General features: G+C 72.1%; 18 protein-coding genes. 6 read left to right on the top strand and 12 right to left on the bottom strand.

The genetic code is table 11. The features are described from left to right. The first annotated feature begins 47 nt into the window (after positions 1-47). The gene (locus ACFYPG_RS22910) at positions 48-500 is read left to right on the top strand and encodes a hypothetical protein (RefSeq protein ID WP_387353799.1); all 453 of its coding nucleotides are present in this window, start codon (positions 48-50) and stop codon (positions 498-500) included. A 111-nt stretch (positions 501-611) separates the two neighbouring features. Further along, positions 612-995, top strand: coding sequence for a MerR family transcriptional regulator (locus tag ACFYPG_RS22905; RefSeq protein WP_355008628.1), 384 nt, complete (start codon positions 612-614; stop codon positions 993-995). A 96-nt stretch (positions 996-1,091) separates the two neighbouring features. Here ACFYPG_RS22905 and ACFYPG_RS22900 read toward each other — a convergent pair whose 3' ends face one another. Then, the gene (locus tag ACFYPG_RS22900) at positions 1,092-2,201 is read right to left on the bottom strand and encodes an ROK family protein (protein WP_387353798.1); all 1,110 of its coding nucleotides are present in this window, start codon (positions 2,199-2,201) and stop codon (positions 1,092-1,094) included. Between the two features lie 41 nt (positions 2,202-2,242). On the opposite strand from ACFYPG_RS22900, the gene ACFYPG_RS22895 reads away from it, so the two are divergent. Further along, entirely contained in the window at positions 2,243-3,463 is a 1,221-nt protein-coding gene (locus ACFYPG_RS22895) for an MFS transporter (protein ID WP_387353797.1), read from the top strand. Between the two features lie 60 nt (positions 3,464-3,523). Here the strand turns inward: ACFYPG_RS22895 and ACFYPG_RS22890 are convergent, their stop codons facing one another. Further along, the gene (locus tag ACFYPG_RS22890) at positions 3,524-4,852 is read right to left on the bottom strand and encodes an alpha/beta hydrolase (protein WP_387353796.1); all 1,329 of its coding nucleotides are present in this window, start codon (positions 4,850-4,852) and stop codon (positions 3,524-3,526) included. An 86-nt stretch (positions 4,853-4,938) separates the two neighbouring features. Next, the gene (locus ACFYPG_RS22885) at positions 4,939-6,315 is read right to left on the bottom strand and encodes a serine hydrolase domain-containing protein (RefSeq protein ID WP_387353795.1); all 1,377 of its coding nucleotides are present in this window, start codon (positions 6,313-6,315) and stop codon (positions 4,939-4,941) included. A gap of 237 nt (positions 6,316-6,552) precedes the next feature. Between ACFYPG_RS22885 and ACFYPG_RS22880 the strand changes: the two genes are divergently transcribed. Beyond that, entirely contained in the window at positions 6,553-7,929 is a 1,377-nt protein-coding gene (locus ACFYPG_RS22880; RefSeq protein WP_387353794.1) for an FAD-dependent oxidoreductase, read from the top strand. A 210-nt stretch (positions 7,930-8,139) separates the two neighbouring features. Here ACFYPG_RS22880 and ACFYPG_RS22875 read toward each other — a convergent pair whose 3' ends face one another. The 6 genes from ACFYPG_RS22875 to ACFYPG_RS22850 all read right to left on the bottom strand — a co-directional run bounded on the left by ACFYPG_RS22875 (position 8,140) and on the right by ACFYPG_RS22850 (position 15,125). After that, positions 8,140-8,616, bottom strand: coding sequence for a heme-degrading domain-containing protein (locus ACFYPG_RS22875; protein WP_355010264.1), 477 nt, complete (start codon positions 8,614-8,616; stop codon positions 8,140-8,142). A 46-nt stretch (positions 8,617-8,662) separates the two neighbouring features. Further along, positions 8,663-10,123 carry an SDR family NAD(P)-dependent oxidoreductase gene (locus ACFYPG_RS22870; protein ID WP_355010265.1) on the bottom strand — a complete coding sequence of 487 codons (1,461 nt, stop codon included), beginning with the start codon at positions 10,121-10,123 and terminating at the stop codon, positions 8,663-8,665. Between the two features lie 116 nt (positions 10,124-10,239). After that, positions 10,240-11,145, bottom strand: coding sequence for a siderophore-interacting protein (locus ACFYPG_RS22865; protein WP_355010266.1), 906 nt, complete (start codon positions 11,143-11,145; stop codon positions 10,240-10,242). Between the two features lie 25 nt (positions 11,146-11,170). Further along, the gene (locus ACFYPG_RS22860) at positions 11,171-13,270 is read right to left on the bottom strand and encodes an iron ABC transporter permease (RefSeq protein WP_355010273.1); all 2,100 of its coding nucleotides are present in this window, start codon (positions 13,268-13,270) and stop codon (positions 11,171-11,173) included. 5 nt (positions 13,271-13,275) lie between these two features. After that, entirely contained in the window at positions 13,276-14,259 is a 984-nt protein-coding gene (locus ACFYPG_RS22855) for an iron-siderophore ABC transporter substrate-binding protein (protein WP_355010267.1), read from the bottom strand. Between the two features lie 32 nt (positions 14,260-14,291). Then, positions 14,292-15,125: an ABC transporter ATP-binding protein gene (locus tag ACFYPG_RS22850; RefSeq protein WP_355010268.1), complete on the bottom strand. Its 834-nt coding sequence runs from the start codon at positions 15,123-15,125 to the stop codon at positions 14,292-14,294. Positions 15,126-15,238: 113 nt separating this feature from the next. On the opposite strand from ACFYPG_RS22850, the gene ACFYPG_RS22845 reads away from it, so the two are divergent. Beyond that, a complete protein-coding gene (locus ACFYPG_RS22845) occupies positions 15,239-18,418 on the top strand; it encodes a BTAD domain-containing putative transcriptional regulator (RefSeq protein WP_355010269.1) in 3,180 nt (1,059 codons plus the stop codon). 1 nt (position 18,419) lies between these two features. Here ACFYPG_RS22845 and ACFYPG_RS22840 read toward each other — a convergent pair whose 3' ends face one another. Beyond that, the gene (locus tag ACFYPG_RS22840; RefSeq protein ID WP_355010270.1) at positions 18,420-19,247 is read right to left on the bottom strand and encodes an ABC transporter permease; all 828 of its coding nucleotides are present in this window, start codon (positions 19,245-19,247) and stop codon (positions 18,420-18,422) included. Continuing rightward, positions 19,244-20,224 (bottom strand): ATP-binding cassette domain-containing protein, encoded by a 981-nt coding sequence (locus tag ACFYPG_RS22835; RefSeq protein WP_355010271.1) that lies wholly within the window; start codon positions 20,222-20,224, stop codon positions 19,244-19,246. The genes ACFYPG_RS22840 and ACFYPG_RS22835 overlap by 4 nt, the downstream gene beginning before the upstream one ends. 298 nt (positions 20,225-20,522) lie before the next feature. Between ACFYPG_RS22835 and ACFYPG_RS22830 the strand changes: the two genes are divergently transcribed. Further along, positions 20,523-21,464 carry a hypothetical protein gene (locus ACFYPG_RS22830; RefSeq protein WP_355010272.1) on the top strand — a complete coding sequence of 314 codons (942 nt, stop codon included), beginning with the start codon at positions 20,523-20,525 and terminating at the stop codon, positions 21,462-21,464. 482 nt (positions 21,465-21,946) lie between these two features. On the opposite strand, the gene ACFYPG_RS22825 is transcribed toward ACFYPG_RS22830, so the two are convergent. Next, positions 21,947-22,750 (bottom strand): class I SAM-dependent methyltransferase, encoded by an 804-nt coding sequence (locus ACFYPG_RS22825; protein WP_387353793.1) that lies wholly within the window; start codon positions 22,748-22,750, stop codon positions 21,947-21,949. Positions 22,751-22,769 lie beyond the last annotated feature (19 nt).

The raw sequence follows: 22,769 nt of genomic DNA, 5'->3' as shown, positions 1-22,769 counted from the left end.
GCCCGGCGGGCTCTCGCCGCTGGCGCGGCAGCCCTACCCTCCGGGCCATGACGTACGAGCCGACAATGGTGCCCGGCCCGAGGCCCAACCGGACGCTTCGTACGGTCCTGATCGTCGTCGGCGCCCTACTGGCGGTGTGCTGCGTCATCGGCACCTGCGTCGCCCTCTGGCTCTACCGCTCGGTCAAGGACACCGTCGAACCGGTCCGGGGGGCCGCGACGGCGTACCTCGACGACGTGCAGGCCGGCAACTACGCGGGCGCGTACGGGCGGCTGTGCGACCGGGTGCGCGACACCATGCCGCAGGAGGACTTCGCCCGGATCCAGAGCGCGCAGTTGACGATCAGCAGTTACGAGATCACCGGCGTGAACGTCAACAACTACAACGGGCGGGTCACCGGGACCGTTCAGGTCGAGGCGGTCCAGGCGGCCACCGGCGCGAGGTTCACGCAGGGGGTGGCGCTGGTCAAGGAGGACGGCGAGTGGCGCGTCTGCCAGTGAGACACCGCACCGTCGCCGCGCAGAAATCGGTGCGCGAGCTACGGTGAACCTGACGCTCACGTGAGGAAGAAGGCTGTGTGGCTGACGCCACCGGCTCGGAGGGAGGGGTCGATGCGGATCGGGGAACTCGCCACGAAGACCGGGGTGTCGGTACGAGCCCTGCGCTACTACGAGGAGCAGGGCCTCCTGACTGCCGCACGGAGCAGTGGCGGTCAGCGCCACTACCTCGACGACGCGATGGACCGGGTGTATCTGATCCAGATGCTGTACGCCGCCGGCCTGTCCAGCCGAACCATCCTGGACCTGTTGCCCTGCGTCGAGGCGAAGGTCAACACACCGCAGTCGCGGGCCCTGCTCCGTGCCGAACGCGACCGCATCGATCGGCAGATCACCCAACTCCGGCAGGCGCGCAAGCGGCTCGACGAGGTCATCGCGGACAGCGAGAGCCCAGCCAGCGGATGCACTCATACGGGCACCGACGCCGTGGTGGCGTAGCGACACGGCGAGGCCCGGTCGTCACCACCCGCCGCGATCTGACCTCAGGGCGATCGGTGGCAGCTCAGCAGGGCGTCGCTTGGCGTGTCGAGCTGCTCAGCCGCCGACGATCACGGAATGGGCCAGCTCCGGGATGCCGTAGTGCCGGTCGAGGACCTGCATGGCGGCGCCCGCGGCGATCACGTCCGCGCCGAGACTGGACAGGGCCACCCTGGTGCTGAGCCAGTCCGCGCGCCGGGCGTCCACCCCGACGGCCTCGGTGACCGCCGCGAGATAGGTCTGCGGATGCCGCAGGAGGTCCGCGCCGGTCAGCACCACGTGGGCGAGGTCGAGGGTCTGGAGCAGGTTGACGACGCCGACGGCCAGCACGCGGGCGGCGTGTGCGATGTCGCCGGCCTCGACGGCGCGGTGGTGCACGATCTCCAGGCACCCGTGCCGGCCACAAACGCAGAGGGGCCCGGTCAGGTCGACGACAGTGTGGCCGAACTCGCCCGCGTTGGTGTGTGCTCCCCGGTGGGCCGCGCCGCCCAGCCAGAAGCCTCCGCCGATGCCCGACTCGACCATGATGAGGGCCGCGTCGCCGAACGTCGCGCCGTGCCGCCAGGCCTCCGCCGTGATCCCCGCGGTGACGTCCTTGTCCAGGTGGACGGGGAGACCGAGGTGTTTCTCGGCGATCTCGCGCAGCGGTACGTCGTGCCAGTGCCGCAGGCCGTGGGCGTCCCGGACCAGGCCGTTGGCGTGGTCGAGTGGGCCGATCATGCCGATGCCCAGCCCGGTGAGCCGGCCCCGCAGGTCGCCGGTGCCGGCCATCGTGTCGATGCCGGCGCTCAGGGCGTCGAGGAGTTGCTCCGGGGTGAAGTCGCGGGGCAGCGGGCTGACCGCCGAGTGGTGCACGGTGCCGGCCAGGTCGACCAGGACGAGCCGCAGCGTGCGTCGGGCCACGTGGGCGCCGATCGCGTACCGGCTGTCCGGGACGAGTTCGTAGACGACAGCGGGCTTGCCGATGCCTGGACGTCGGACGCCGGCGGGGCGGATCAGGCCGTCAGCGGTCAGCCGGGCGATGACCTTGGAGACCGCCTGCGGTGTCAGGCCGGTGGCCTCGACCACCGTCGCGCGCTCGAACGTGCGAGCCGTGCGCCCCACCGCCATCACGAGAGCCTGGTTGTAGCCGCGGAGGAACGTGACGTCGGCAGTGACGCGAGTCATCTCACCACCCTATTACGCAACGCTGTTGCTAAATTTTTTCGGTGATCGAGTTGAGTAGAGGTCGACGGCTGGCGGCGCTTGCCGCTCTGGCACTGGGCGGCGTCGCGGTCGGCCTGACCGAGTTCGTGGCGATGGGGCTGCTGCCCGACATCGCCCGCGGTCTGCTCCCGCACGAGTACGCGCGGTCGTCGTCGGACGCCGTCGCCCAGGCGGGCTGGATGATCACCGCGTACGCGCTCGGTGTGGTCGTCGGCGCGCCGACGATCGCCGCGTTGAGCGCGCGCCTGCCCCGCAAGAAGCTCGTCCTCGGGCTGCTCGTGATGTTCGCCGTCGGCACTGTCGCGTCCGCGCTCGCCCCCACCTTCGACCTGGTGCTGGTGGCCCGGTTCGTGGCGGCGCTGCCGCACGGCGCGTACTTCGGTGCGGCCGGTCTGCTCGCGGCGACCCTGATGGGCCCCGGTAACGAGGCCCGTGGTTTCGCCACAGTGCTCGGCGGTCTGACAGTGAGCAACCTGGTCGGCGTACCCCTCATCACGCGGCTCGGGCAGACGGTCGACTGGCGGGTCGCGTACCTGGTCATCGCCGGTTTCTTTCTGCTCACCCTGCTGGCGGTGCTGGCGGTCGTTCCGGAGGTCGCCGCGGCGGTCGACGGCTCGCCGGCCGCCGAGCTGCGGGCGCTGCGGACCTCGCAGGTCTGGTTGGTCGCCGCGACCGGCGCTGTCGGATTCGCCGGCTTCTTCGCGGTGAACACCTACATCGCACCGGTCACCACCGACGTCGCCGGTCTCTCCGCCGCGACGGTGCCGTGGACGTTGGTCGCGGTGGGTCTGGGGATGACCGTCGGCAACGCCCTGGGCGGCTGGTTGGCGGACCGCGACCTCCAGCGGAGCATGGTCATCGGTTTCGTGGCGATGATCGTGAGCATCGCCGTGTTCAGCCTCGTGGCGTCGACGAGCGTGGGCCTGTTCGTGGGCGCGTTCCTGGTCGGTGCGACCAGCCTGTATCTCGGTCCGGTCCTGCAGGCACTTCTGATCACCGTCGCCCCGGGAGCGCAACTGATGGGCGCGGCGGTCAACCAGTCGGCCATGAACATCGCGAACAGCCTGGGCGCCGCACTGGGCAGCGTCGCCATCGCCGCCGGATTCGGCTACCTCGCGCCGGCCCGGGTGGGTGTCGTTCTGGCGGTCGTCGGGTTGATCCTGGGGCTGGTCGGCTTCGCCGTCGGGCGACGAGTGCGCGAGCGGGTCCCGGCGACCGTCTGACGAGTGCGGGTCCCGGCCACCGTTTCGACCTGAGGTGGCCGGGCCGTCCGCGAGGTGCGCTCAGAAGTCGTCCACGCTGACCGTCACCCGGTCGGTGCTCGATCTCCAGTTGGGCACGTTGATCACCTCGTGGCCGCCGCCGCGTTGGCCCACGGTGATGCGTACCAGGCCGAGGTGTGCCGGCGTCGCCGGGATGAAGACGTCCATGCCGGTGATGAAGGTCTGGCTGAAGAACTCCGGCAGCGGGGCCGACAGGTCGGTGACGCCGTCGCTGCCGTCGTCGAAGGCGAAGATGCCGATCGTCCGCTTGGCGCGTGGTGTGTTCGCCGCGTTCAGGACGTCCCTGCCGTTGATCCAGAGGTGGTCGCCGGCGTCGCCCTGGTCGCCCCACCACTCCTTCTGCCGTTGGATCGTGAGCGCCGTGTGCCGGTCGCTGGTCTCGACCAGGCCGCTGAGGCCCTCGCCCGGCTCGCTGGTCGCCAGGCGCAGGAACGAGTCCGAGCGGAGGAACGGCTGGAAGTAGAAGTGGTGCGTCGCGGCGCCCGGGCGCACGATGGCGAACTCGTAGCGTGCCGTGGCGAGCACCGGGAGAGGGCCGAACGAGCCGTCGACGCCGAGCGACAGCCGATGCGCGGGCCGGTGTGACAGTCGGCCGCCGGTCAGTGGGCTGACCGGGTAGACCTCGACTGTCGCACCGGTGACACCGACGTTGCTCGGGAAGAGCACGGCGCGGCCGGAGACCCGGGCAGCGCCGAAGAGTTGCGGCACGATCCGCGTCGTGTGGGGCGCGTGGCCCCGGAGGAAGCCGAAGATCTCGGTGAACGACTCCGCCGACGACACGGTCTGCGTGTGCGACTGGTCCGGCAGGTGCACGTTCGTCGCGCCGACGACGGCGCGGGCCGGGTCACCCTCGCCCCAGATGGCGAGCGTGGGCACACCGCCCGGCGGGGAGGTCGCGGTGCGCCCGTCCAGGTTGACGTAGTGCGCGACCCGGACGGCGCGCTCCGGCGAGCTGTTGAGGTAGCCCTGCGAGACGAAGGTGCCCAGTGAGTGCGCGACGAGGTCGACCCGGTCCGCGCCGGTGGCCGCCAGCAGGCGGGAGATCCGTGCGTCGAGTCCCGCGTAAACCTGGGGGAGGATCGTCGCGATGTTCGGGGAGTCGTACTCGTGGGCTTCGATGACGTCGATCGGGTACCCGTTGCTGGCCAGCCGTTTGGCCTGGGTCTCGAACTGCGCCGCTGATCCCGCGCTGCCGTGCACGAAGATCACTGGACGGTGTGTCGGTGTGGCGGCGGCTTCGGCGGCGCGTGGCACGGCGACGGCGGACAGACTGGCCGCGAGGGCGACCCCGGCCACCACGGAGAGCAGGCTCCGGCGAGATGTGTGCATCGATCCTCCACCAGGACGGACGAAGTATTTGCACTACTAGCGCAAGTATCGTGTCAGGGTGGGGCGCGATGGTCCACACCTTCCGGTCAGTTGACCTTCGTGGCGAGCAGGTCGCCGACAGCGGCGCGGACCGGGTCCGGGTTCGACCAGCTCCAGTTGGGGTGCGCGCGGTTGGTGAGCAGCGCCAGGACGAGTTTACGGTCGGGCGCGACCAGGAGCGAGGGGCCGGCGAATCCGGTGTGGCCGAAGGTCCGGGCCGAGGCGAGCCCGCCCATGAACCAGCTCTGGTTGAGCACGACGCCGAGGCCGTGCGCCGAGGTCCGGTTGGGGCGCTCGGGGTCGATGGCGGGTTTGCCGGCGTTGTGGTTGGTGAGCATCCGGCGCACCGTCGCCGCGGCGAGGATCCGTTTGCCCTGGTGGGCGCCCTCGTTGAGGAGCAACTGACCGATGGCCGCGAGATCGGTCGCGGAGGCGAAGATGCCGGCGTGACCGGCGATGCCACCCAGGTGGTTGGCGACGTCGTCGTGGACGACGCCACGGAGCAGCCCCCGGGACGAGCGGGCATCGGTCGCGACCAGTCGGCTGGCCTTCGCGGCGGCCGACAGCCAGCTGTTCGGGTTGAAGCCGGTGTCGCGCAGACCGAGCGGGCCGGTCAGGTTGGTCTTGAGCGCCTGGTCGAGCCGCTGGCCGGTGACCTTCTCGACGATCTTGCCGGCGACCATGAGCCCGACGCTGGAATAGCGGAACGTCTTCCCCGGCACCGCGCCGGACACCAGCGGCGTGCCGAGCACGGCGTTCCAGCGGGCCGCGTTGTCGGGCAGGCCGGTGACCGTGGCGCCGACGGGAAGACCGCTGGTGTGGGTGAGCAGCATCTCGACGGTGATCTGCTCCTTGCCCGCGCCGGTGAAGGCGGGCAGGTAGTCACGCACCGGAGCGCCGAGGTCGACGCGGCCCTTGTCGACCTGCTGCAACAGCAGGATGGCCGTGTACACCTTGGTGACCGAGGCGAGGTCGAAGATGGAGTCCCGGCGCATCGCGACGCGCTGGTTCGCCGCCAGCAGCTTCGGGCCCGCCGAGTACCGCAGTGCCTCACCGACCGCGGTGTGCACAGTCACCTTCCCGCCCAACACGACGAGAGCGACGGCACCGGGAAAACCCTTGTGTTGCACTGTCTGTGGGGTCGCGGGCAGGTGTCGCCGGAGCAGGGCGGTCACGTCCTGGGTGTAGGGGGCCTGACGCACCGGCGGGTTGCCGCCGACCGGTGCGTCCGGTGCCCTGAGCGGCGGCCCGGCGTCACCCGCTGCTCCGAATCCGACCCGGCTGCCGGTGGCGCCCTTCGCGGTCGCCGCGTTGCCAGGGCCGGCCGAGCCGGTGTCCGGCGCGCCGGTGGCACCGCAACCGGTGAGGGCGGAGGTCGCGGCGGCAAGGCCGGCTCCGAGCAGAGTTCGACGTGCGACGGACATGCCGGAGATCGTGACAGCCGGCCGGAGGACGCGCCACCGGACCCGTCCGAACGTCGGACCCGTCCGGCCCATCGGTCAACAGGCGGTCATCTGGCGGACACAGCCGGTTGCCGTTCAGGTGGTTGTGCGACGATCGGCGGGCAATACGTCGAACGACCGTCCACCGGTCTGTCCGCGCACGGTCGCTGACAGCAACCGGGGAGGGCACGCCCCCCGTTACCCCCCTTGGAGAGCACCATGTCCCTCTCCCCGTCCCGGGTCTTCGCGGAACTGAACGCGCCGCGACCCCCTGACCAGCTGACCCCGACGATGGGCACGGCCGTTGTGGTCGGCGGCAGTGTCGCCGGTCTACTGGCCGCCCGGGTGCTGTCCGACCACGCCGACACCGTCGTCATCATCGACCGGGACGACCCGCAGGTGACCGGCGCGCGGCCCGGCGTACCCCAGGGGACACAGCTGCACGCGCTGCTGCCCGGCGGCCTCTTCCAACTGGAGCGCCTGTTCCCTGGATTCCGCGACGACGCACTGGCGCGCGGAGCAGTCGAGGCGCCGCCCGAGGCCCGGCGCAACTACCTCGATGGGCGTCTGAAGGTAGTCGTCCCCGACGACGCCGACAGTCTGGCGGGCAGTCGACCGCTGCTGGAGGGCCTGATCCGCCAGCAGGTGCTCCGGTTGCCCAACGTCAAGACGATCACCGCCCGCGCCACCGGCCTCGTGTTCGACGGCACCGCGGTCACCGGGGTCCGCTCCGAGGTCGATGGGGTGCCCGGTGTCGAACGCGCCGACCTCGTGGTCGACGCCATGGGGCGGTCCAGCCGACTCTCGGACTGGCTGGAGCAGGCCGACTGGGACCGGCCGGTCACCCGGCGGATGACAGTGCACCTCAACTACGCGACCGCCCTGCTCCGCCGCCCGGAGGTCACCCCGGCCTCGACTGTCGTCCTGGCTTTGAACACGCCGAGAATGGGGACGGACGTGGCCGGGGCCGCGTTCTTCGCCATCGAGGACGGCCGGTGGATGGCCATGATGGCCGGTTACGGCAACGACCGCCCGGGGCGTACCGCGGATGACTTCGTCCGCCGCCTGCGCGAGCAGTTCCCACCGGAGTTCGGCGAGGTCGCCGACCAGGAGATGATCGGCGACGTCCAGACCTACCACCATGCCGACAGTCGACGACGGGACTTCCACGCGCTCAAGCGGTTCCCGGCCGGCCTGATCAGCGTCGGCGACGCCGTCGCGTCGTTCAACCCGGTGTACGGGCAGGGCATGACGGCGGCGGCCCTGCACGCGGCCTGCCTGTCGACGTACCTTCGGTCCGGCCCGGATCTGCGGGCGCCCGCGCGCCACTACCTCGCGCTCCAGAAGGTCGTGGTGGACGCCGCCTGGTCGCTCTCCACCTCGGCTGACCTGGCGTTGCCCCACGTCGACGGGCCCTACCCGCGCGGCTACCGGTTCTCCCGCTGGGCCAGCAGCCAGGTCATCGCCGCGACCGTCACCGACGTGGCGACCGCGCGGCGGTTCAACGACGTCGTCTCCATGCGCGAACACCCGCACTCCCTGGCCCGCCCCGGCGTGCTCCTGGGCGCCCTGCGCGCCAACCGGCGCGCACACTAGGGCCTGTTTCATAAGGGCGGTCGAGCCGAGGCGGAGTCCGGGCGGCGATCCGGCAAGGCGCGGTTTCGTCCGGATACCGGTGTTGTATCCGGACGAAACCGCAACGCCGCCGGTCGTCGTCCGGGCCTGCCGCAGGCCGGCCAGTTCTTATGAAACAGGCCCTGGAGCGAGTGACCCGGCGGCCTCGCCTGCGAGGCCGCCGGCAACGCCCTATCGGGGGAGCTTGCGGAGGATGTCGACCACGAAACGGTGGTCGTCCAACTGCGGCAGCCCGGAGACACCGACCCAGCCCACCACACCGGTGCCGCGCACGCGCAGGGGTACCGCGCCCCCGGCCGCCGCGTACCGCGAGGCCGGCAGACCGAACCGCTCGGCCAGCGTCACCTGCTTGTCCTGGCACAGCCGGGCCATGTAGAGCGAGGAGTGCTCGAAGCGCATCACCACCCGCCCCTTGCGGCGCAGCCACGCGTCGTTGTCCGCCGTCGACCCCGGCAGGCCACAGTGGAACAGCTGCCGCCCGGCCCGCCACACGCCCACCGAGACCGGCAGCCGCTGCTCGGTCGCGGCGGCGACGGCGAGCATCCCCAGCTCGTACGCGTCGGTCTCGGACAGGCCCGCGAGCTCCAGCTCGTTCTCCTCGCGCAGCAGCTCGTCGAGCGTCGGCCACGATTCACGGTCAGCTGACATGTTCTTCTCCTTGTTGGTGCGGGCGATCATCCTCGTCGCTCGGCGATCACCAGGCGCAGGGCGCGTAGTCCTTCAGGAAACAGCCGTACAGGTCCTCGCCCTGCTCGCCGCGGACGATCGGGTCGTACACCCGGGCCGCGCCGTCGACCAGGTCCAGTGGGGCGTGGAAGCCCTCGTCGGCCAGCCGCATCTTCGTGGGGTGGGGGCGTTCGTCGGTGATCCAGCCGGTGTCGACGCTGGTCATCAGGATGCCGTCGGTCAACATCTCCTCGGCGCTGGTGCGGGTCAGCATGTTCAGCGCCGCCTTGGCCATGTTGGTGTGCGGGTGCCCCGGCCCCTTGTAACCGCGGCCGAACTGACCCTCCATCGCCGACACGTTCACCACGTACTTGCGGCGGGCCGACGCGGCGGCCATCGCTGGGCGCAACCGGCTGACCAGCACGAACGGCGCGGTGACGTTGCACAGCTGCACTTCGAGCAGCTCGACCGGGTCCACCTCCTGGACCCGCTGGACCCAGCTGTTGACCGAGTCGAGGTCAGGCACGAGCCCGCCGGCGTCGATGGCGGTGGACGCCGCGATCCGTTCCGGCGAGGCCGAACCGCTGGTCAGTGCCAGCGCGGTGAGCGCGTGCGGAGTGAGCGCCGTCGACTGTGGGCCGGCGGTCAGGGTGCCCACAGGGCCGCCCTGCCCGTCCGGCTTGGCGAACGTGATCAGCTCCGGCAGCGGGCCGTCCGGCAGGGCCGCGGCCTCGGCGGCGATGAGCTGCGCGTACGCCCCGGGGGACCGGCGGACGGTCTGCGCCGCGTTGTTGATCAGGATGTCGAGAGGGCCCTGGCTGCTGACGTCGTCAGCGAGGGCGATCACCTGGGCGGGGTCGCGCAGGTCGATCCCGACGATCCGCAGCCGGTGCAGCCAGTCCGCGCTGTCGGGCATCGCGGCGAAGCGACGGACCGCGTCGTGCGGGAACCGGGTCGTCAGCGTCGTGTGCGCGCCGTCCCGCAGCAGCCGCAGCGCGATGTACATGCCGATCTTGGCCCGGCCGCCGGTGAGCAGCGCACGCCGGCCGGTCAGGTCGGTGCGGGCGTCGCGGCGCTCCCGGTTCAGCGCGGCGCAGGACGGGCAGAGCTGGTGGTAGAAGGCGTCCACCTCGCGGTAGCGCTGCTTGCAGACGTAACAGCCGCGCGCATTGTGCAGGAAGCCGGCCGTCTCGCCCGCGGCGGAGGACGCCAGCGGAATGCCCTGCGTCTCGTCGTCGATCCGCCCCGGAGCGCCGGTGGCCGTGGCCTCCGTCACCGCGCGGTCGGCGGCGAGGATGGCGTCCCGCCGCTCCTCCCGCCGCCGCTGCTTGATCACCTTGTAGAGCCGGGCGGTGGCCCGCTGCACCTGCACCACGTCGGGGTGGTCGGAGGGCAGCGCCTCCAATGCCTCGAAGACGCTGAGGCAGGCCTCCAGCCGGCTTCGGTCAATACCCTCTTGACCGTTTTCGGTAATGTTGTCCACCGTCATGCGTCGTTGTCTCGTCCCGTATCCCGGACCGGCTCCAGCCGGCCCGCCCCAAGTCCGACCCGAAACGGTACGCGCCTCACGGCCTCCGACGCACCTCGCGGCCGCCCGGCGCGGCGCTAGGCGGCGTCGGAGTGTCCGAGACGCCAGTAGCCCATGAAGGCTACCGCCCGCCGGTCCAGACCCCGCTCGGCGACCAGGTGCCGGCGCAGGTTACGGATGACGCCGGCCTCCCCGGCCAGCCACGCGTAGAGCGGTGCCGGGGCCACCTGCTCGGGCACCTCCCACAGGATCTCGGTGTCCACGTCGACGTCCGGCACGGGCTGGGCGGCCGTCGACGCGCCGGGGGCCAGCAGCTCCCCGGCCGCGGCGACGACGGCGGGCAGCAGCCGGCTGCCGTACCCGTCGGCGCCCCGGGCCAGCCAGCGGACCTCGACGCCGGGCGGTGCGAGCAGCGGCAACACGTCGGCGGCGTCGGGCACCTCCAGCACGACGGTGCCCCGGGCGTCGAGGGGGAGCCGCTCGCAGATGCTGCTGATCGCCGGCACGGCGGTCTCGTCCCCGGCCAGCAGCACGGTGCCGCCGGTGGACTGGCGAAACTCGACCCCGCCGTGGTTGCCGTCGAAGCCGGCATCCGGCCCGACCAGGGCGATCTCGTCGCCGACGCTGGCCCGCCGCGCCCAGCGCGTCGCCGGGCCACTGTCGCCGTGCAGCACCAGGTCGACGTCGACCTCGGCCAGGTGCGGGCGGACCGCCCGGACGGTGTAGGTGCGGATCGGGTTGCGCAGGTGCTCGGGCAGGGCCCGCCACGTCGCGTACCAGTCCGCGCCCTCCGGCAGGGTCGCCCGGTCCTGACCGGGCAGCGGCAGCGCCAGCTTGATCCGCTGGTCGTAACCGTTGTCGGCGAAGCGGTCCAGGTTCGCCCCGGTGAAGGTCACCCGGGTGAAGGACGGGCTCAGGCGGCGTACCGCGCGGACGGTGACGGCGAACACGCGCCACGGGGCGATGGGCAGGGTCTCGGTCATGGTGCCTCTCTCGACTCGGGCGGCTCTACCGGGTGGTGCTCGCCACGGCGCGGGAGCGCCACAGCAGCCAGACGAAGTACGGGGTGCCGATCATGGCGGTGACCAGGCCGGCGGGGATCTGGGCCGGCGCGATGACCGTCCGACCGAAGGTGTCGGCGATGCTGACCAACGCCGCGCCGAGCAGGGCGGCCACCGGGAGCACCCGGGAGTGCCGACCGCCGACGAGCGCCCGCGCGGCGTGCGGGGCGACCAGACCGACGAAGCCGATGACCCCGACGGCCGAGACGGCGGTGGAGGTGAGCAGCGCCGCCGCGCCGAGCGCGATCAACCGGGTGCGTTCCAACCGGACGCCCAGCACGCGGGGGGTGTCGTCGTCCAGCGCCATCAGGTCGAGCTCCCGGCGGGCGGCGACAACGGCCGGGGTGAGCACCAGCAGGGCGATCGCCACCGGCAGCACCTGGGTGGGCATCCGACCGTAGGTGGAGCCGGACAGCCAGGTCAACGCCTTCCCGGTGTTCCACGGGTCGAAGGCCACGACCAGGTAGGTGATGACCGCCATGCCGCCCTGCCAGGCGCCGAAGCCGATCAGCACGAGTCGGTCGGAGCTCAGCCCGCCGCGCCAGGCCAGGCCGTAGACCAGGGCGAACGCCAGCATCGCGCCGAGCCCGGCGACGCCGGAGACCGCCCAGACCCCGGCCAGCGGCACGAAGGTGAGCAGGGAGACCGCGCCGAGCCCGGCGCCGGCGGTGATGCCGAGGATGCCGGGTTCGGCCAGCGGATTGCGGCAGACCGCCTGCACTGTGGTGCCGGCTACCGCGAGCGCCGCGCCGGCCAGGACCGCCGCGGCGACGCGCGGCCACCGCTGGTCCAGCACGAAGGTGTACGCGGGCCCGGTGCTGCCGTTGACCCAGTTGACGACGTCACCGAGCAGCACCCAGGTGTCACCGGCGAGCATGCCGACCGCCACTGCGCAGACGGTCAGGACGGCGGTGACGGCGACGACGCCGCGGTGGAAGGCGGCGGAGCGGACGGCCGCGTGCCCGCCGGGCGGACGACGGGTGGGGCCGGCGTCGCGGTGCCGGCGGGCCAGCCAGATGAGGATCACCGCGCCGAACAGTGTGGTGACCACGCCGGTGGGGATGTCGACCCCGGCCTGCCCGCCCATCACGGCCCGCAGCAGCACGTCCGAGCCGAGCACGATGATGACCCCGACGATGCCGGACAACGGCAGCAGGACGCGGTGCCGGTGCACGCCCGGCACCACGGGGGCGAGCAGCCTGACGATCACCGGGGCGCACAGGCCGACGAAGCCGACCGGGCCGGTGAGGGTGACGGCCGCGGCGGAGAGCAGCACGGCCAGCACCATCACGGTGAGCCGGGTGCGCCGCACGTCGAGGCCGAGCACTGTGGCGGTGTCGTCGCCGAGGGCGAGGATGTCGAGGCGGTGCCCGAGCAGCACGAGCACGATGGCGGCGCCGACGATCACCGGGGCGAGTTGGGTCAGCGCGGTCAGGTCGCTCTGCACCAGCGAGCCGTTCCCCCAGGCGAACAGCCCGATGGTGGCCTGCTCGAACAGAAGCAGCAGCAGGGTGGTCACCGACCCGAGCGCCAGCGCGGTCGCCGAGCCGGCGAGGATCAGCCGGGTGGTGCCGGCCTGCCCACCGGAGGACATCGCCATCACCAGGCCGGCGGCGGCCAGCCCGCCGCCGAAGGCGAGGCCGCCGGCGGGCAGCGCGGGCAGTGAGACGCCGAACGCGGCGACGGCGACGATCGCCAGGTGGGCGCCCGCGTTGACAGCGAGGGTGTCGGGGGACGCGAGCGGGTTGCGGGCGATCGACTGCAATGCCGCCCCGGCGAACCCGAGCGCCACGCCGATGGCGAGCCCGGCGAGCAGCCGGGGCAGGCGGGACGCGATCAGGACGCGGGCCGCCTCATCGTCGGCGCCGGTCGCGAGCCGCAGCAGGTCGAGGGCGCCGACGTTCGAGGTGCCCTGGGTGAGGTGCACCGCGCCGACCACGAGCAGCAGCAGGATCGCGGCGACGAAGACGACGGCGATGCGGGGCATGGCCAGGCTCCCGCCCGGAGCCGGCCGGGTGGCCGGCTCCGGGCGTGGGGGCGCGTTCAGCACGCTCACACCGCGTACGTCTTGACGAGTTCGTCGATGTACTGCTTGCCGGAGAGCGGACCGCCGAAGGTCCAGATGCCGTTGGGCATCTTGTGCAGGTTGCCCTTCTGCACGAAGGGCAGCGACTTCCAGATGGCGTTGCCGGCGAGGCCATCGGCGAACACGTCGTCGCCGTCGGAGGCGTTGTAGAAGAGGTGCATGTCCGGGTCCTTGAGGACCGTCATGCCTTCGACGTCGGTCTGGCCGAGGCCCCACGCCTCGTCGACCTTGCCGGTCCAGGCGTTGGTGAGGCCGAGCTGGGTGCCGATGTCGGAGACGAGAGAGCCCTTGCCGAACATCCGGATGCTGACGGTGCTGCCCTCCTTCCAGCCGTCGGCGATGGCGAACGGCCGGCCGGCGGCACCCGCGTCGGCGATCTTCTTCTTGCCGTCGGCGATGGCCGCGTCGAAGTCGGCGAGCAGCTTCTCCGCCTGCGCGGTCCTGCCGACCGCCTTCGCGATCATGGTGAGGTCGGTGCGCATCCGGCCCAGGTTGTCGGTGGCGTCACTGCCCTTGGCGACCACGACGGGGGCGTACTTCTCCAGCTGACTGATCATGTTGGCGCCCCGGTCGTCCTCCATCACGATGAGGTCGGGCTGGAGGGCGACGATCGAGTCGACGCTGGGCTCGCCACGGGTGCCGACGTCCTTGACGCCGGGGTCGAGCTTCGCCGAGGTGACCCAGGTGCCGTAGCCCTTCGGGTCGGCCACGCCGACCGGCATGACGCCAAGGCTGACCAGCATCTCGACCTCACCCCACTCGAGACCGACGACCTTGGTCGCCGGGGCCTTGAGGGTGATCTCCTTGCCCCGGCTGTCGGTGAGGGTGACCGGCCCGCCGGCAGCCGAGGCGGAGGTCTCGGGGGTGGCGGTCTTCTCGGTCGTGCCGCAGGCGCCGAGCGTCAGCGCGGCCACGACGGCGATGAGGGCGGTGAAACGGGTACGGGTCATGACTGTCTTTCTCTGCTGGGGATGAGGGGTGTTCAGGCCAGGGCGCGGATCGCGTGCCGTCCGACCGGGCGGGTGGTGACCAGTCCGCTGATCGGATCGGTGGTCACCTCGATGCGGATCCCGTAGGTCTCGGTGAGGGCGTCCTCGGTGAAGACCGCCGCGGGGGTGCCGGTGGCACGCACCCGGCCCTGTTGCAGCAGGACCACCTCGTCGGCCACGGCGGCTGCCTGGTTGAGGTCGTGCAGTACGACGCCGACGGCGACGCCGTGGTCGTCCGCGAGGTCACGTACCAGGTCGAGGATCTCCACCTGGTAGCGCAGGTCGAGGAACGTGGTGGGTTCGTCGAGGAGCAGGACCGGGGTGTCCTGGGCGAGGCAGGTGGCCAACCAGACCCGCTGCAACTCGCCTCCGGACAGCTCGTCGACGGGTCGATCGGCCATCGCGGCCAGGCCGGTGACGTCCATGGCGCGTGCGATGGCGGCGGGACCGTCCGGGTCCTCGGTGCGCCAGCGCCCCCGGTAGGGGTGGCGGCCGTAGCCGACGACGTCGCGGACGGTGACCCCGCTGGGCACCGGCCGGCTCTGGGCGAGCAGCGTGACCCGCCGGGCGAACTCCCGGGCCGCGAGGCTGGCGGCCGTGACGCCGTCGGCGAGGTGCACGATTCCGGCCTCGATCGGGTGCAGCCGGGCCAGAGCCCGCAGCAGTGTGGACTTGCCGCTGCCGTTGGGCCCCACCAGTGCGGTGACGGCGCCCGCACGAAGGCTGATCGCGGCACCGTGTACCACCGGCACACCGTGGTAGCCCAGACGGAGGTCGACGCCGGACAGGCTGCGCTCCCCGTTGACCGACGCCAACTCGTTCTGCATGAGGTTAGGCTAACCTAACCTCATGACGGCCTGTCAAGCTGGTCGCGGAGCCGTGACCGGCCGGACGGACCGGTGCTCGTCGGGCCCGTGCGCGCGTGGGGGATGCTGGGTCCGTGCACATCGCGACCCTCGGCCCACTCGCCGTCGACGGCAAGCCCGTTCGAGGTGAACGGCTCGCGGCGGTGCTCCGCGCGCTCGTCGACGCGCGGGGGCGAGCGGTCTCCGTGAGCCTGCTCGTTGACGCCGTCTGGGACGGCGTACCGCCCGACGACGCGACCGGCGCCGTCCAGGCGCTCGTGTCCCGGGTGCGCCGCCTCGGGCTGCCCGTGGTCGCGGTGCCGGGCGGCTACCGGCTGCCCGCCGACGAGATCACCGTCGACGCGGTCGAGGCGCGCGCGCTCCTGGATCAGGCAGGCACCGTCCTCCGGTGCGGTGACGTCCGTGCCGCCCGCGGCCTGGCCGATCAGGCGCGAGCCCTGTTCCCCGAGGTTCCCGAACTCGACACCACAGAGGACACCCGCCTGTTCGCGGACGTCGCCGCGCTGCGCGCACAGGCGGCGCTCGCCGGGGCGGGCCCGTTCGACGAGGTCGACCTGGGTCGGCTCGTCGCGCGGACACCGCCGGACGAGCCGTCCGCCGCCCTGCTGGTCCGGGTCCTCGCCGCCCAGGGACGGGAGGCGGAGGCGCTGGAGGTTATCGAGCGGCTACGCGTCGACCTGGCCGACCGCTACGGCACCGACCCATCACCCGTGATCACGAGCGTCCACCTGGCGTTGTTGCGCGGTGAACTGACCGCACCGCCCGTCGCGGCACCGCCTCGGCAACAGGCGCGGATCACGCTGCCCGCCGCGTGGCGCCGACCCATGGCGGCCCTCGTCGGGCGGGAGCGCGACGTCAAGGCCGTCACCGACGCGCTCGCCGAGGCACCCGTCGTGACGGTCGTGGCAACCGGCGGGGCGGGCAAGACCCGCCTCGCCGCCGAGGTGGCCAGGCGTACGGCAGCGGGTGGGCGGGCGGTCCGCGTGATCGAACTCGCTGGTCTGCGCTCGCCCGACGAGGTGCTGCCCACTGTGCTCGCCGCTCTCGGCGGTGCGGACACCTCGGCGACCGGCGGCAACCTGGGTCTGGAGCGGCGGGTCCTCAGCCCCGAGGAGCGGCTGCGCGCCGTGGCGCCGGACCTCGACGGGCTGGTGGTGCTGGACAACTGCGAGCACGTGCTCGACGCGGTGGCCGTCGTCGTCGCGGACCTGGTCGCGGCGGCCTCGCCGGAGGTCGCGGTGCTCGCGACGAGCCGCGCCCCACTGGGCCTGGTCGGCGAGCTGGTGCACCGGCTGACCGCGTTGCCGGACGCCGACGCGCTCGCGCTGGTCGAGTCCCGGGCACGGGCCGGTGGCGCCGTACCGACGTGGGACACCGAGCGGGCGCTCGCCCTGTGTCACCGGCTCGACAACCTGCCGTTGGCCCTCGAACTGGCCGCCGCACGACTGCGGCACATGCCGATCGACGACGTGCTCGCCGGGCTGACCGACCGGTTCGCGCTGCTCGACGACGCCCTGCGCGGCCTGCCCGAGCGGCACGCGAGTCTGTGGGCGCTTGTCGACTGGAGCAGGGAACTGCTTGCCGAGGCCGACCGCGACCTGCTCCAGCGGGTCGCTGTCATCCCCGCGCCGTTCACCGCGGACCTCGCCGCCGCCGTCGCGCAGGCCCCGGACGTCCGTCGTGGCCTGGCGACCCTCGTCGAGCAGTCCCTGTTGACCCTGGTCGAGGGGGACGGTCCGCCGCGCTACCGCATGCTCGAAACGGTCCGTGAGTACGGCGAGGCCCGGCTGGACGCGGCGGGTGACCGGGATCAGGCCATGACCGGCCTGGTCAGGTGGGCCCGGGAGCAGGCCGTCACCCTCGCCAGCCGTTTCATCGGCCCGGGCCAGGTAGAGGCGCTGCACCGTTGCGCCGCCGAGCAGGACAACCTGGTCACGGGCCTGCGGTGGGCGATGGGAGCGGGCGACGAGCCCGCCGCCGTCGACGTCGCCACCGCGCTGTTCCACCTCTGGTCGGTGCGGGGCCTGCACCTGGAGGTCGTCGCCTGGGCGCGCGGGCTCCTGCACGTCGACGACCCGCAGCGGCGGCTGCGATCGGCGATCCTGCGGGGTGCCGCCAGCGGCCGGCCACTGCCCAACGCCGACCGGCTGGCCTGGACGTGCGTGGTGATAAGCGTGAACGCCGGAGTGAGCGCCGATCTGCGGCCCGCCGTGCTCGCCCGGCGGGCGCTGCGGACACTCCAGACCGAACGCCCCGGCGAGGTGTCGTCCCGGATGACCGCTCTCGCGTCGGCACTGCCCGGCTTCGACGCGTCCGATCTGGAGCGGAGCCTGAAGAGCGCTACCGAGATGGTCGTGCACCCGGACCCGTACGTGCAGGGGCTGGGGCTGTTCGCGCGCGCGGCGGTACGGGAGAACGGCGGCCTACCGGAGGCGTCGATCAGCGACGCCGAGCAGGCTTACCACCGCTTCGAGGCCGCCGGCGACCACTGGGGCATGGCGATGGCGGCGGGTGCGGTCGGGCAGTTCCTGGTCCCGGGCGGGGATGCCCGGTCGTCCGAGTGGCTGACCCGAAGCGTCCGGCTCATGGAGTTGGTCGGCGCCACGCAGGACGCGCGGTCGATCCGCGTGCGGCTGGACGTGCAGCTCGCCCTGACCGGCGACGCGGAGGCGGAGCGGCGACTGGGCGAGACGGCCGCGCTGGGCCAGGCCGAGCAGACCGACGCCGCGCAGGCGCTGCTCGGCCTGGCGCACCTCGCCTGGCAGCGTGAGCGGTACGACGAGGCGCTCGCCCGCGCCGACGAGGTGACCCGTGTCCTCGCCGGCTGGGTCGGACCGCCGCCACAGCCGCGCGTGATGCTCCGGGCCACGGCGGCGATCATCTACCTGCGGGTGGCCCAGGTGGGGCGGGTGTCGGGCACTCACGCCACCATCCAGGCGGCCGCCCTGCTGTCGCTCGCCCGCGAGGATGCGCTGACCTCACGGGACCTGCCGGTGATCGGGGCGTGGGCGTCGGGCGGCGCGGAGTTCGCGGTGTACCGGGGTGAGGTCGACACCGCCCGCGAACTGGCCGTACTCGCGAAGCGGATCGGCACCCAGATCGAAATGTTCTTTCCCTTTGAGAACGGCGAACGGCTCAACGCCATCCTCGGCGACGAGGAGCAGCGCGAGCCGTTGCTGGCCGTGTGGCGCGGGCGGCCGGCGGCCGCGGCCGTCAGCCGGATCCGCGAGCTGATGGACGACCTGCTCGCGTAGGTCAGATCTTCTTGCGGTACGCGCGCAGCGCCAGCGGCATGAACACCGCGACGAAGCCGGCGCACCAGGCGAGCGTCCACCACACGTGGTTGTCCAGTGGGGTGCCGAGGAACAGCCCGCGCACCGACGCCACCAGGTGGGTCATCGGGTTGACGTCCACGAACGCCTGCATCCAGCCCGGCAGCGTGTCGGCACCGACGAACACATTGGACGCGAAGCTCAGCGGCATGATCAACGCGAACATCACACCCTGCACGGCACCCGCGGTCCGCACCTTCATCGACACCAGCACCGGCAGCCAGCTCAGGCAGAGCGCGAACAGTACCGCGAGCAGACACCCTGCGATGGCCCGGAACACGTCGGTCTCGATCCGGAAACCCATCACGTAGCCGATCGCGAGGGTCGACACGGTGACGATCACGTACCGGACGACGTCGCCGAGGACCGCGCCGACCAGTGGGGCGGAGCGGGGGATCGGCAACGACCGGAACCGGTCGAAGATGCCCTTGGCGATGTCGGTGTTGAGGTTGACGCCGATCGCGATGGCGCCGGTCGCGATCGTCTGCGCCAGGATGCCGGGCAGCAGGAACTGCAGGTAGTCGTGGGTCGAGCCGGCGACCGCGCCGCCGAAGACGTACACGAAGATGATGAGGAACAGCACCGGTTGCAGGGTGACGTCGATGAGCGCCTCGGGCGTACGCCAGGTCTTGATGAGGCTGCGTTTGGCGAGTGCCAACGAGTGCCGGACCAGTCGAAACGGTCGCGGGTGCGCGGTGATCGTCGACAGCGCCCGGTTCCGGGTGGGTGGTGCGTCGGTCAGAGTGCTCATGCCGCGACCTCCGTGGGGCGGGTGGTGTCGTCTTCCGATGCCGTACGCCCGGTGAGGGTGAAGAACACCTCGTCGAGGCTCGGCAGGTGCAGGGAGAGTTCGGTGACCGCGATGCCGGCCGTGGCGAAGCGCGCGACGCTCTCGGTCAGGGCCGCGTCGTCGGTGACCGGCACCGCGAGGACGCCCTTGCGGATCTCGTCGGCCTGCGCGCCGGAGCCGACCTGGGTCAGGATCTCCGCGGTACGCGGCAGGTGCGCCGGGTCGGACGGCCGGACCTCCAGGGTCTGCCCGCCGACCACCCGCTTGAGCCCGTCGGGTGTGTCGTGTGCGATCACCCGGCCGTGGTCGATCACCGTGATCGCGTCGGCGAGCGCGTCGGCCTCCTCCAGGTACTGCGTGGTGAGCAGCACCGTCGAGCCGTTGCTGACAAGCGTTCGGACCACGCCCCACATGTCCTCGCGTTTGGCCGGGTCGAGCCCGGTCGTCGGCTCGTCCAGGAAGATCACGTCGGGCGAGCCGACGAGGCTGGCGGCCAGGTCCAGCCGTCGCCGCATGCCACCGGAGTAGGTCTTGGCCTGACGGTTCGCGGCATCGGTCAGGTCGAACCAGTCGAGCAGCTCGGCGGCCCGCCGCCGGGCGCCGCTGCGCCCCAGCTCCAGCAGGGTGCCGAACAGCTCCAGGTTCTGCCGACCGGTCAGGTCCTCGTCGACCGAGGCGTACTGGCCGGTCAGTCCGATGCTCTGCCGAACGCGTTCGGCGTCCCGCACCACGTCGAAACCACCGATCCGGGCGGTTCCGCCGTCCGGGGTCAGCAGGGTGGAGAGGATGCGAACGGCGGTCGTCTTACCGGCGCCGTTGGGGCCGAGCACCCCGAGCACCGTCCCCCGGGGCACGGCGAGGTCCACGCCCTGCAGCGCCCTCGTCTTCCCGAACGTCTTCACGAGGCCCTCGGCCTCGATCACCAGGTCAGCTGTCATGCGTACAGCATGCGCGGGCCCGCCGACACCGCCCCGACACGCCACCGACATCGGCTGACACGGGCTGACACCGCAGTCGTCGAGGGGGAGGGCGGCCAGGGTGTGCGCGTCCACACCGACGGCCGGCGTCACGATATGCTGGCCACGGCAGAGCGCCTGCCAGCGCCCGATGTGGTGGCCCACGCCCGACCACATGCTTGGGGCCAAGAGTCTCCGACTCCGCGCCGATGTGTCGACTCTCGGCGTGCCGGTCACGCCGTCCGTTCGGTGGAGTGCGTGGGGCTGCACCGGAGGCGTCATGTCTGATCCCACCCCCCGACGGACCCCGGCCCCGGGACGCGCCCGCAAACGCGCCATCCGGGAGCACGCAGCGCGGGCTGGCGTTGCCTACTCGGAGGCGGCCCGGCAGCTTGAGTCGGTCGGCCTTCGGCCCGGCGAAACCCTTTCCAGGTACGGGCGGACGATCTATCCGATCGGGTTCGACCCGCATCGCCAGCTGCTCGTCGAACGCCGTGAGCGGCGGTCGTTCGAGGAGCGGGTGTCGGACACCAGGCGGGCCGCGGCCCTGCCTCATGGGCGTGCGCGGCACCTCGTCGAGCGGTTCCCGCCCAGCCGCGGGCGTACCGGCAGCGGGGTCGGCTCGCTCTATCACGGCGAGGGCCGCGAGGAACTGCTCGCGATGCTGTACATCGTGATCGTGGCCGAGTCGCCGGGGTTGCTGCCGGAGGTGGGCGACCTGGCCTGGATCGCCGAACTCGGCGAGGACACCGCACTCGACACGGCTTGCGCCGAAGTCGACAGGGAGGCCCGCCGCCTGCTCGACCAGGAGCCACTGGCCCTCTGGTCGCGCATCCAGAATGCGCTGACCGTGGCCGGACGCAGCGTGGACGGGCAGGTCCGCCAGGAGGCGATCCGGCAGAGCGCGCTGTTGGGCACGATGATGACCCCGCGTCTGGGACACGCGGGCGAGCCGTACGTTCCGGGGTTGCCCGTCGCCGGGGTCCGGCAGATCCTCGACGCGCTGCTGATAGTCGCCGACGACGGACACGCGCCGGGCACCCGCGTACGCCTGCTCACGACACCGCACGACGGGCGGTCAGCCACGATCATCGGTGCTCGCTGGGGTTCGTCCGGTCCGCCGGTGGGCTATCTGGTGTGGCTCGACGGAGCGACGGCGCCGCTGTCGGCCCGCCCCGACGACCTTATTGTGCTGGCCGACCAGGAGACCGTTCCGCGCTGAGCCGGGGCGGTCTGGACCACCGTCGCATCGCGTCGCGGTCCGATAAGCCGCCCCGCCGTCGTCGATCATGGACTTGTGGTGGTCAACAAAAGCCGTGAACAGCAACAACTCAGGCACCACAACTCCATGATCGACGGGCCGGGACCGCCCCCATGCCGCGATCTTGCACTTTCTGTCGTGACATAGGGGTCGTTCCACGCGTTTCGGCAACCGAAACTGCAAGATCGGCGCGGGGCGCGGGGCGCGGGGCGCGGGGCGCGGGGCGTGGGGCGTGGGGCGTGGGGCGCGGGGTGCGGGGTGCGGGGTGCGGGGCGTGAGGGCGGGGGGGCGTGAGGGCGGGGGGCGGCCGGGCTCCCTGGTGGGGGAGCCCGGCCGGTGCGGTCGGCGCCGTCGTAGAGCTGTCCGGGGCGAAGCGGGGGGAGGTGCTGCGCACGGGAGAGGTACGGACGGCGTGACCGCGCTCCGCGCGGTGGTCCGCGTGCTCAGCTCGGCAGGCGGCCCCGCGTGGAGACGAAGTGGTACGACATGACGGCGAACCCGGGGTCACGGAGCAGCCGTCGGAAGGCGTTGAGTTGCTGGGGCGACAGCCCGGCAGCCAGCAGGTCCGGTTCCAACTGGCGGGAGTTGGTCTCGTAGAGCGATGTTCCGGTCGAGCCGCCGGCCCAGCTCTGCGAGTGGGTGATGGTGTCCAGGTCGGTCAGACCGGCGAGGGCCATCTCGGTGTGGACGTCCTGCGCCCATCCCAGGTCGGCGCCGTGGTCCTCCAGGACACCCATCATGGCGTCCATGACCTGCGCGAAGAGCTTCGCGGCGTCGTCGCTGGGCGCGGTCAACACCCGCTGCGGCGCGGTGCAGTCGAACTCCTCGACCACCAGCCACCCGCCGGGCGCCAGCGCGCCGGTGAGGGTACGCAGGACCCGTCGTCGATCGGGAAGGTGCAGCAGCACCAGCCGGGCGTGAATCAGGTCGAACGCGTCCCCGGGTGGCGGTTCGGTGCGCACGTCGTGCTGGCGTACGTGCAGGTTGCCCTCGGCCACCAGGTGTGTCGGGTCGATGTCGGTGGCCAGCACGTGCCCGTCGTCGCCGACCGCGCGGGCCATCCGCCGGGCCATCGAGCCGCCACCGGCCCCGACCTCCCAGCAGGTCGCGCCGGGCTCCAGCACCGGGCGGGCCAGCCGACGCGTCGTGATCGGGTCCAGGAAGGACTCCAGCGCGTGCATCTGGGGAACGGCGTCCGGCGCGCCGTTGTCGAATGTGTACGTGTCATCGCGTGCAGCGGTTGTCATCGGTGTCTACCTCTCCGTG

The sequence above is a fragment of the Micromonospora sp. NPDC005553 genome, assembly GCF_042871765.1.
Classification (GTDB): domain Bacteria; phylum Actinomycetota; class Actinomycetes; order Mycobacteriales; family Micromonosporaceae; genus Micromonospora.
Note: the sequence above shows the minus strand (reverse complement) of the source record. Positions and strands in the feature narration are given on the sequence as shown.

Excerpts from the sequence above, each read along its gene's own strand:
- ACFYPG_RS22865 (WP_355010266.1), bottom strand. The coding sequence starts at position 11,145 with ATGACCGAGACCCTGCCCATCGCCCCGTGGCGCGTGTTCGCCGTCACC.
- ACFYPG_RS22910 (WP_387353799.1), top strand. The coding sequence starts at position 48 with ATGACGTACGAGCCGACAATGGTGCCCGGCCCGAGGCCCAACCGGACG.
- ACFYPG_RS22830 (WP_355010272.1), top strand. The coding sequence starts at position 20,523 with ATGTCTGATCCCACCCCCCGACGGACCCCGGCCCCGGGACGCGCCCGC.
- ACFYPG_RS22880 (WP_387353794.1), top strand. The coding sequence starts at position 6,553 with ATGTCCCTCTCCCCGTCCCGGGTCTTCGCGGAACTGAACGCGCCGCGA.
- ACFYPG_RS22885 (WP_387353795.1), bottom strand. The coding sequence starts at position 6,315 with ATGTCCGTCGCACGTCGAACTCTGCTCGGAGCCGGCCTTGCCGCCGCG.
- ACFYPG_RS22890 (WP_387353796.1), bottom strand. The coding sequence starts at position 4,852 with ATGCACACATCTCGCCGGAGCCTGCTCTCCGTGGTGGCCGGGGTCGCC.
- ACFYPG_RS22855 (WP_355010267.1), bottom strand. The coding sequence starts at position 14,259 with ATGACCCGTACCCGTTTCACCGCCCTCATCGCCGTCGTGGCCGCGCTG.
- ACFYPG_RS22835 (WP_355010271.1), bottom strand. The coding sequence starts at position 20,224 with ATGACAGCTGACCTGGTGATCGAGGCCGAGGGCCTCGTGAAGACGTTC.
- ACFYPG_RS22875 (WP_355010264.1), bottom strand. The coding sequence starts at position 8,616 with ATGTCAGCTGACCGTGAATCGTGGCCGACGCTCGACGAGCTGCTGCGC.
- ACFYPG_RS22825 (WP_387353793.1), bottom strand. The coding sequence starts at position 22,750 with ATGACAACCGCTGCACGCGATGACACGTACACATTCGACAACGGCGCG.
- ACFYPG_RS22905 (WP_355008628.1), top strand. The coding sequence starts at position 612 with ATGCGGATCGGGGAACTCGCCACGAAGACCGGGGTGTCGGTACGAGCC.
- ACFYPG_RS22850 (WP_355010268.1), bottom strand. The coding sequence starts at position 15,125 with ATGCAGAACGAGTTGGCGTCGGTCAACGGGGAGCGCAGCCTGTCCGGC.
- ACFYPG_RS22900 (WP_387353798.1), bottom strand. The coding sequence starts at position 2,201 with ATGACTCGCGTCACTGCCGACGTCACGTTCCTCCGCGGCTACAACCAG.
- ACFYPG_RS22840 (WP_355010270.1), bottom strand. The coding sequence starts at position 19,247 with ATGAGCACTCTGACCGACGCACCACCCACCCGGAACCGGGCGCTGTCG.
- ACFYPG_RS22870 (WP_355010265.1), bottom strand. The coding sequence starts at position 10,123 with ATGACGGTGGACAACATTACCGAAAACGGTCAAGAGGGTATTGACCGA.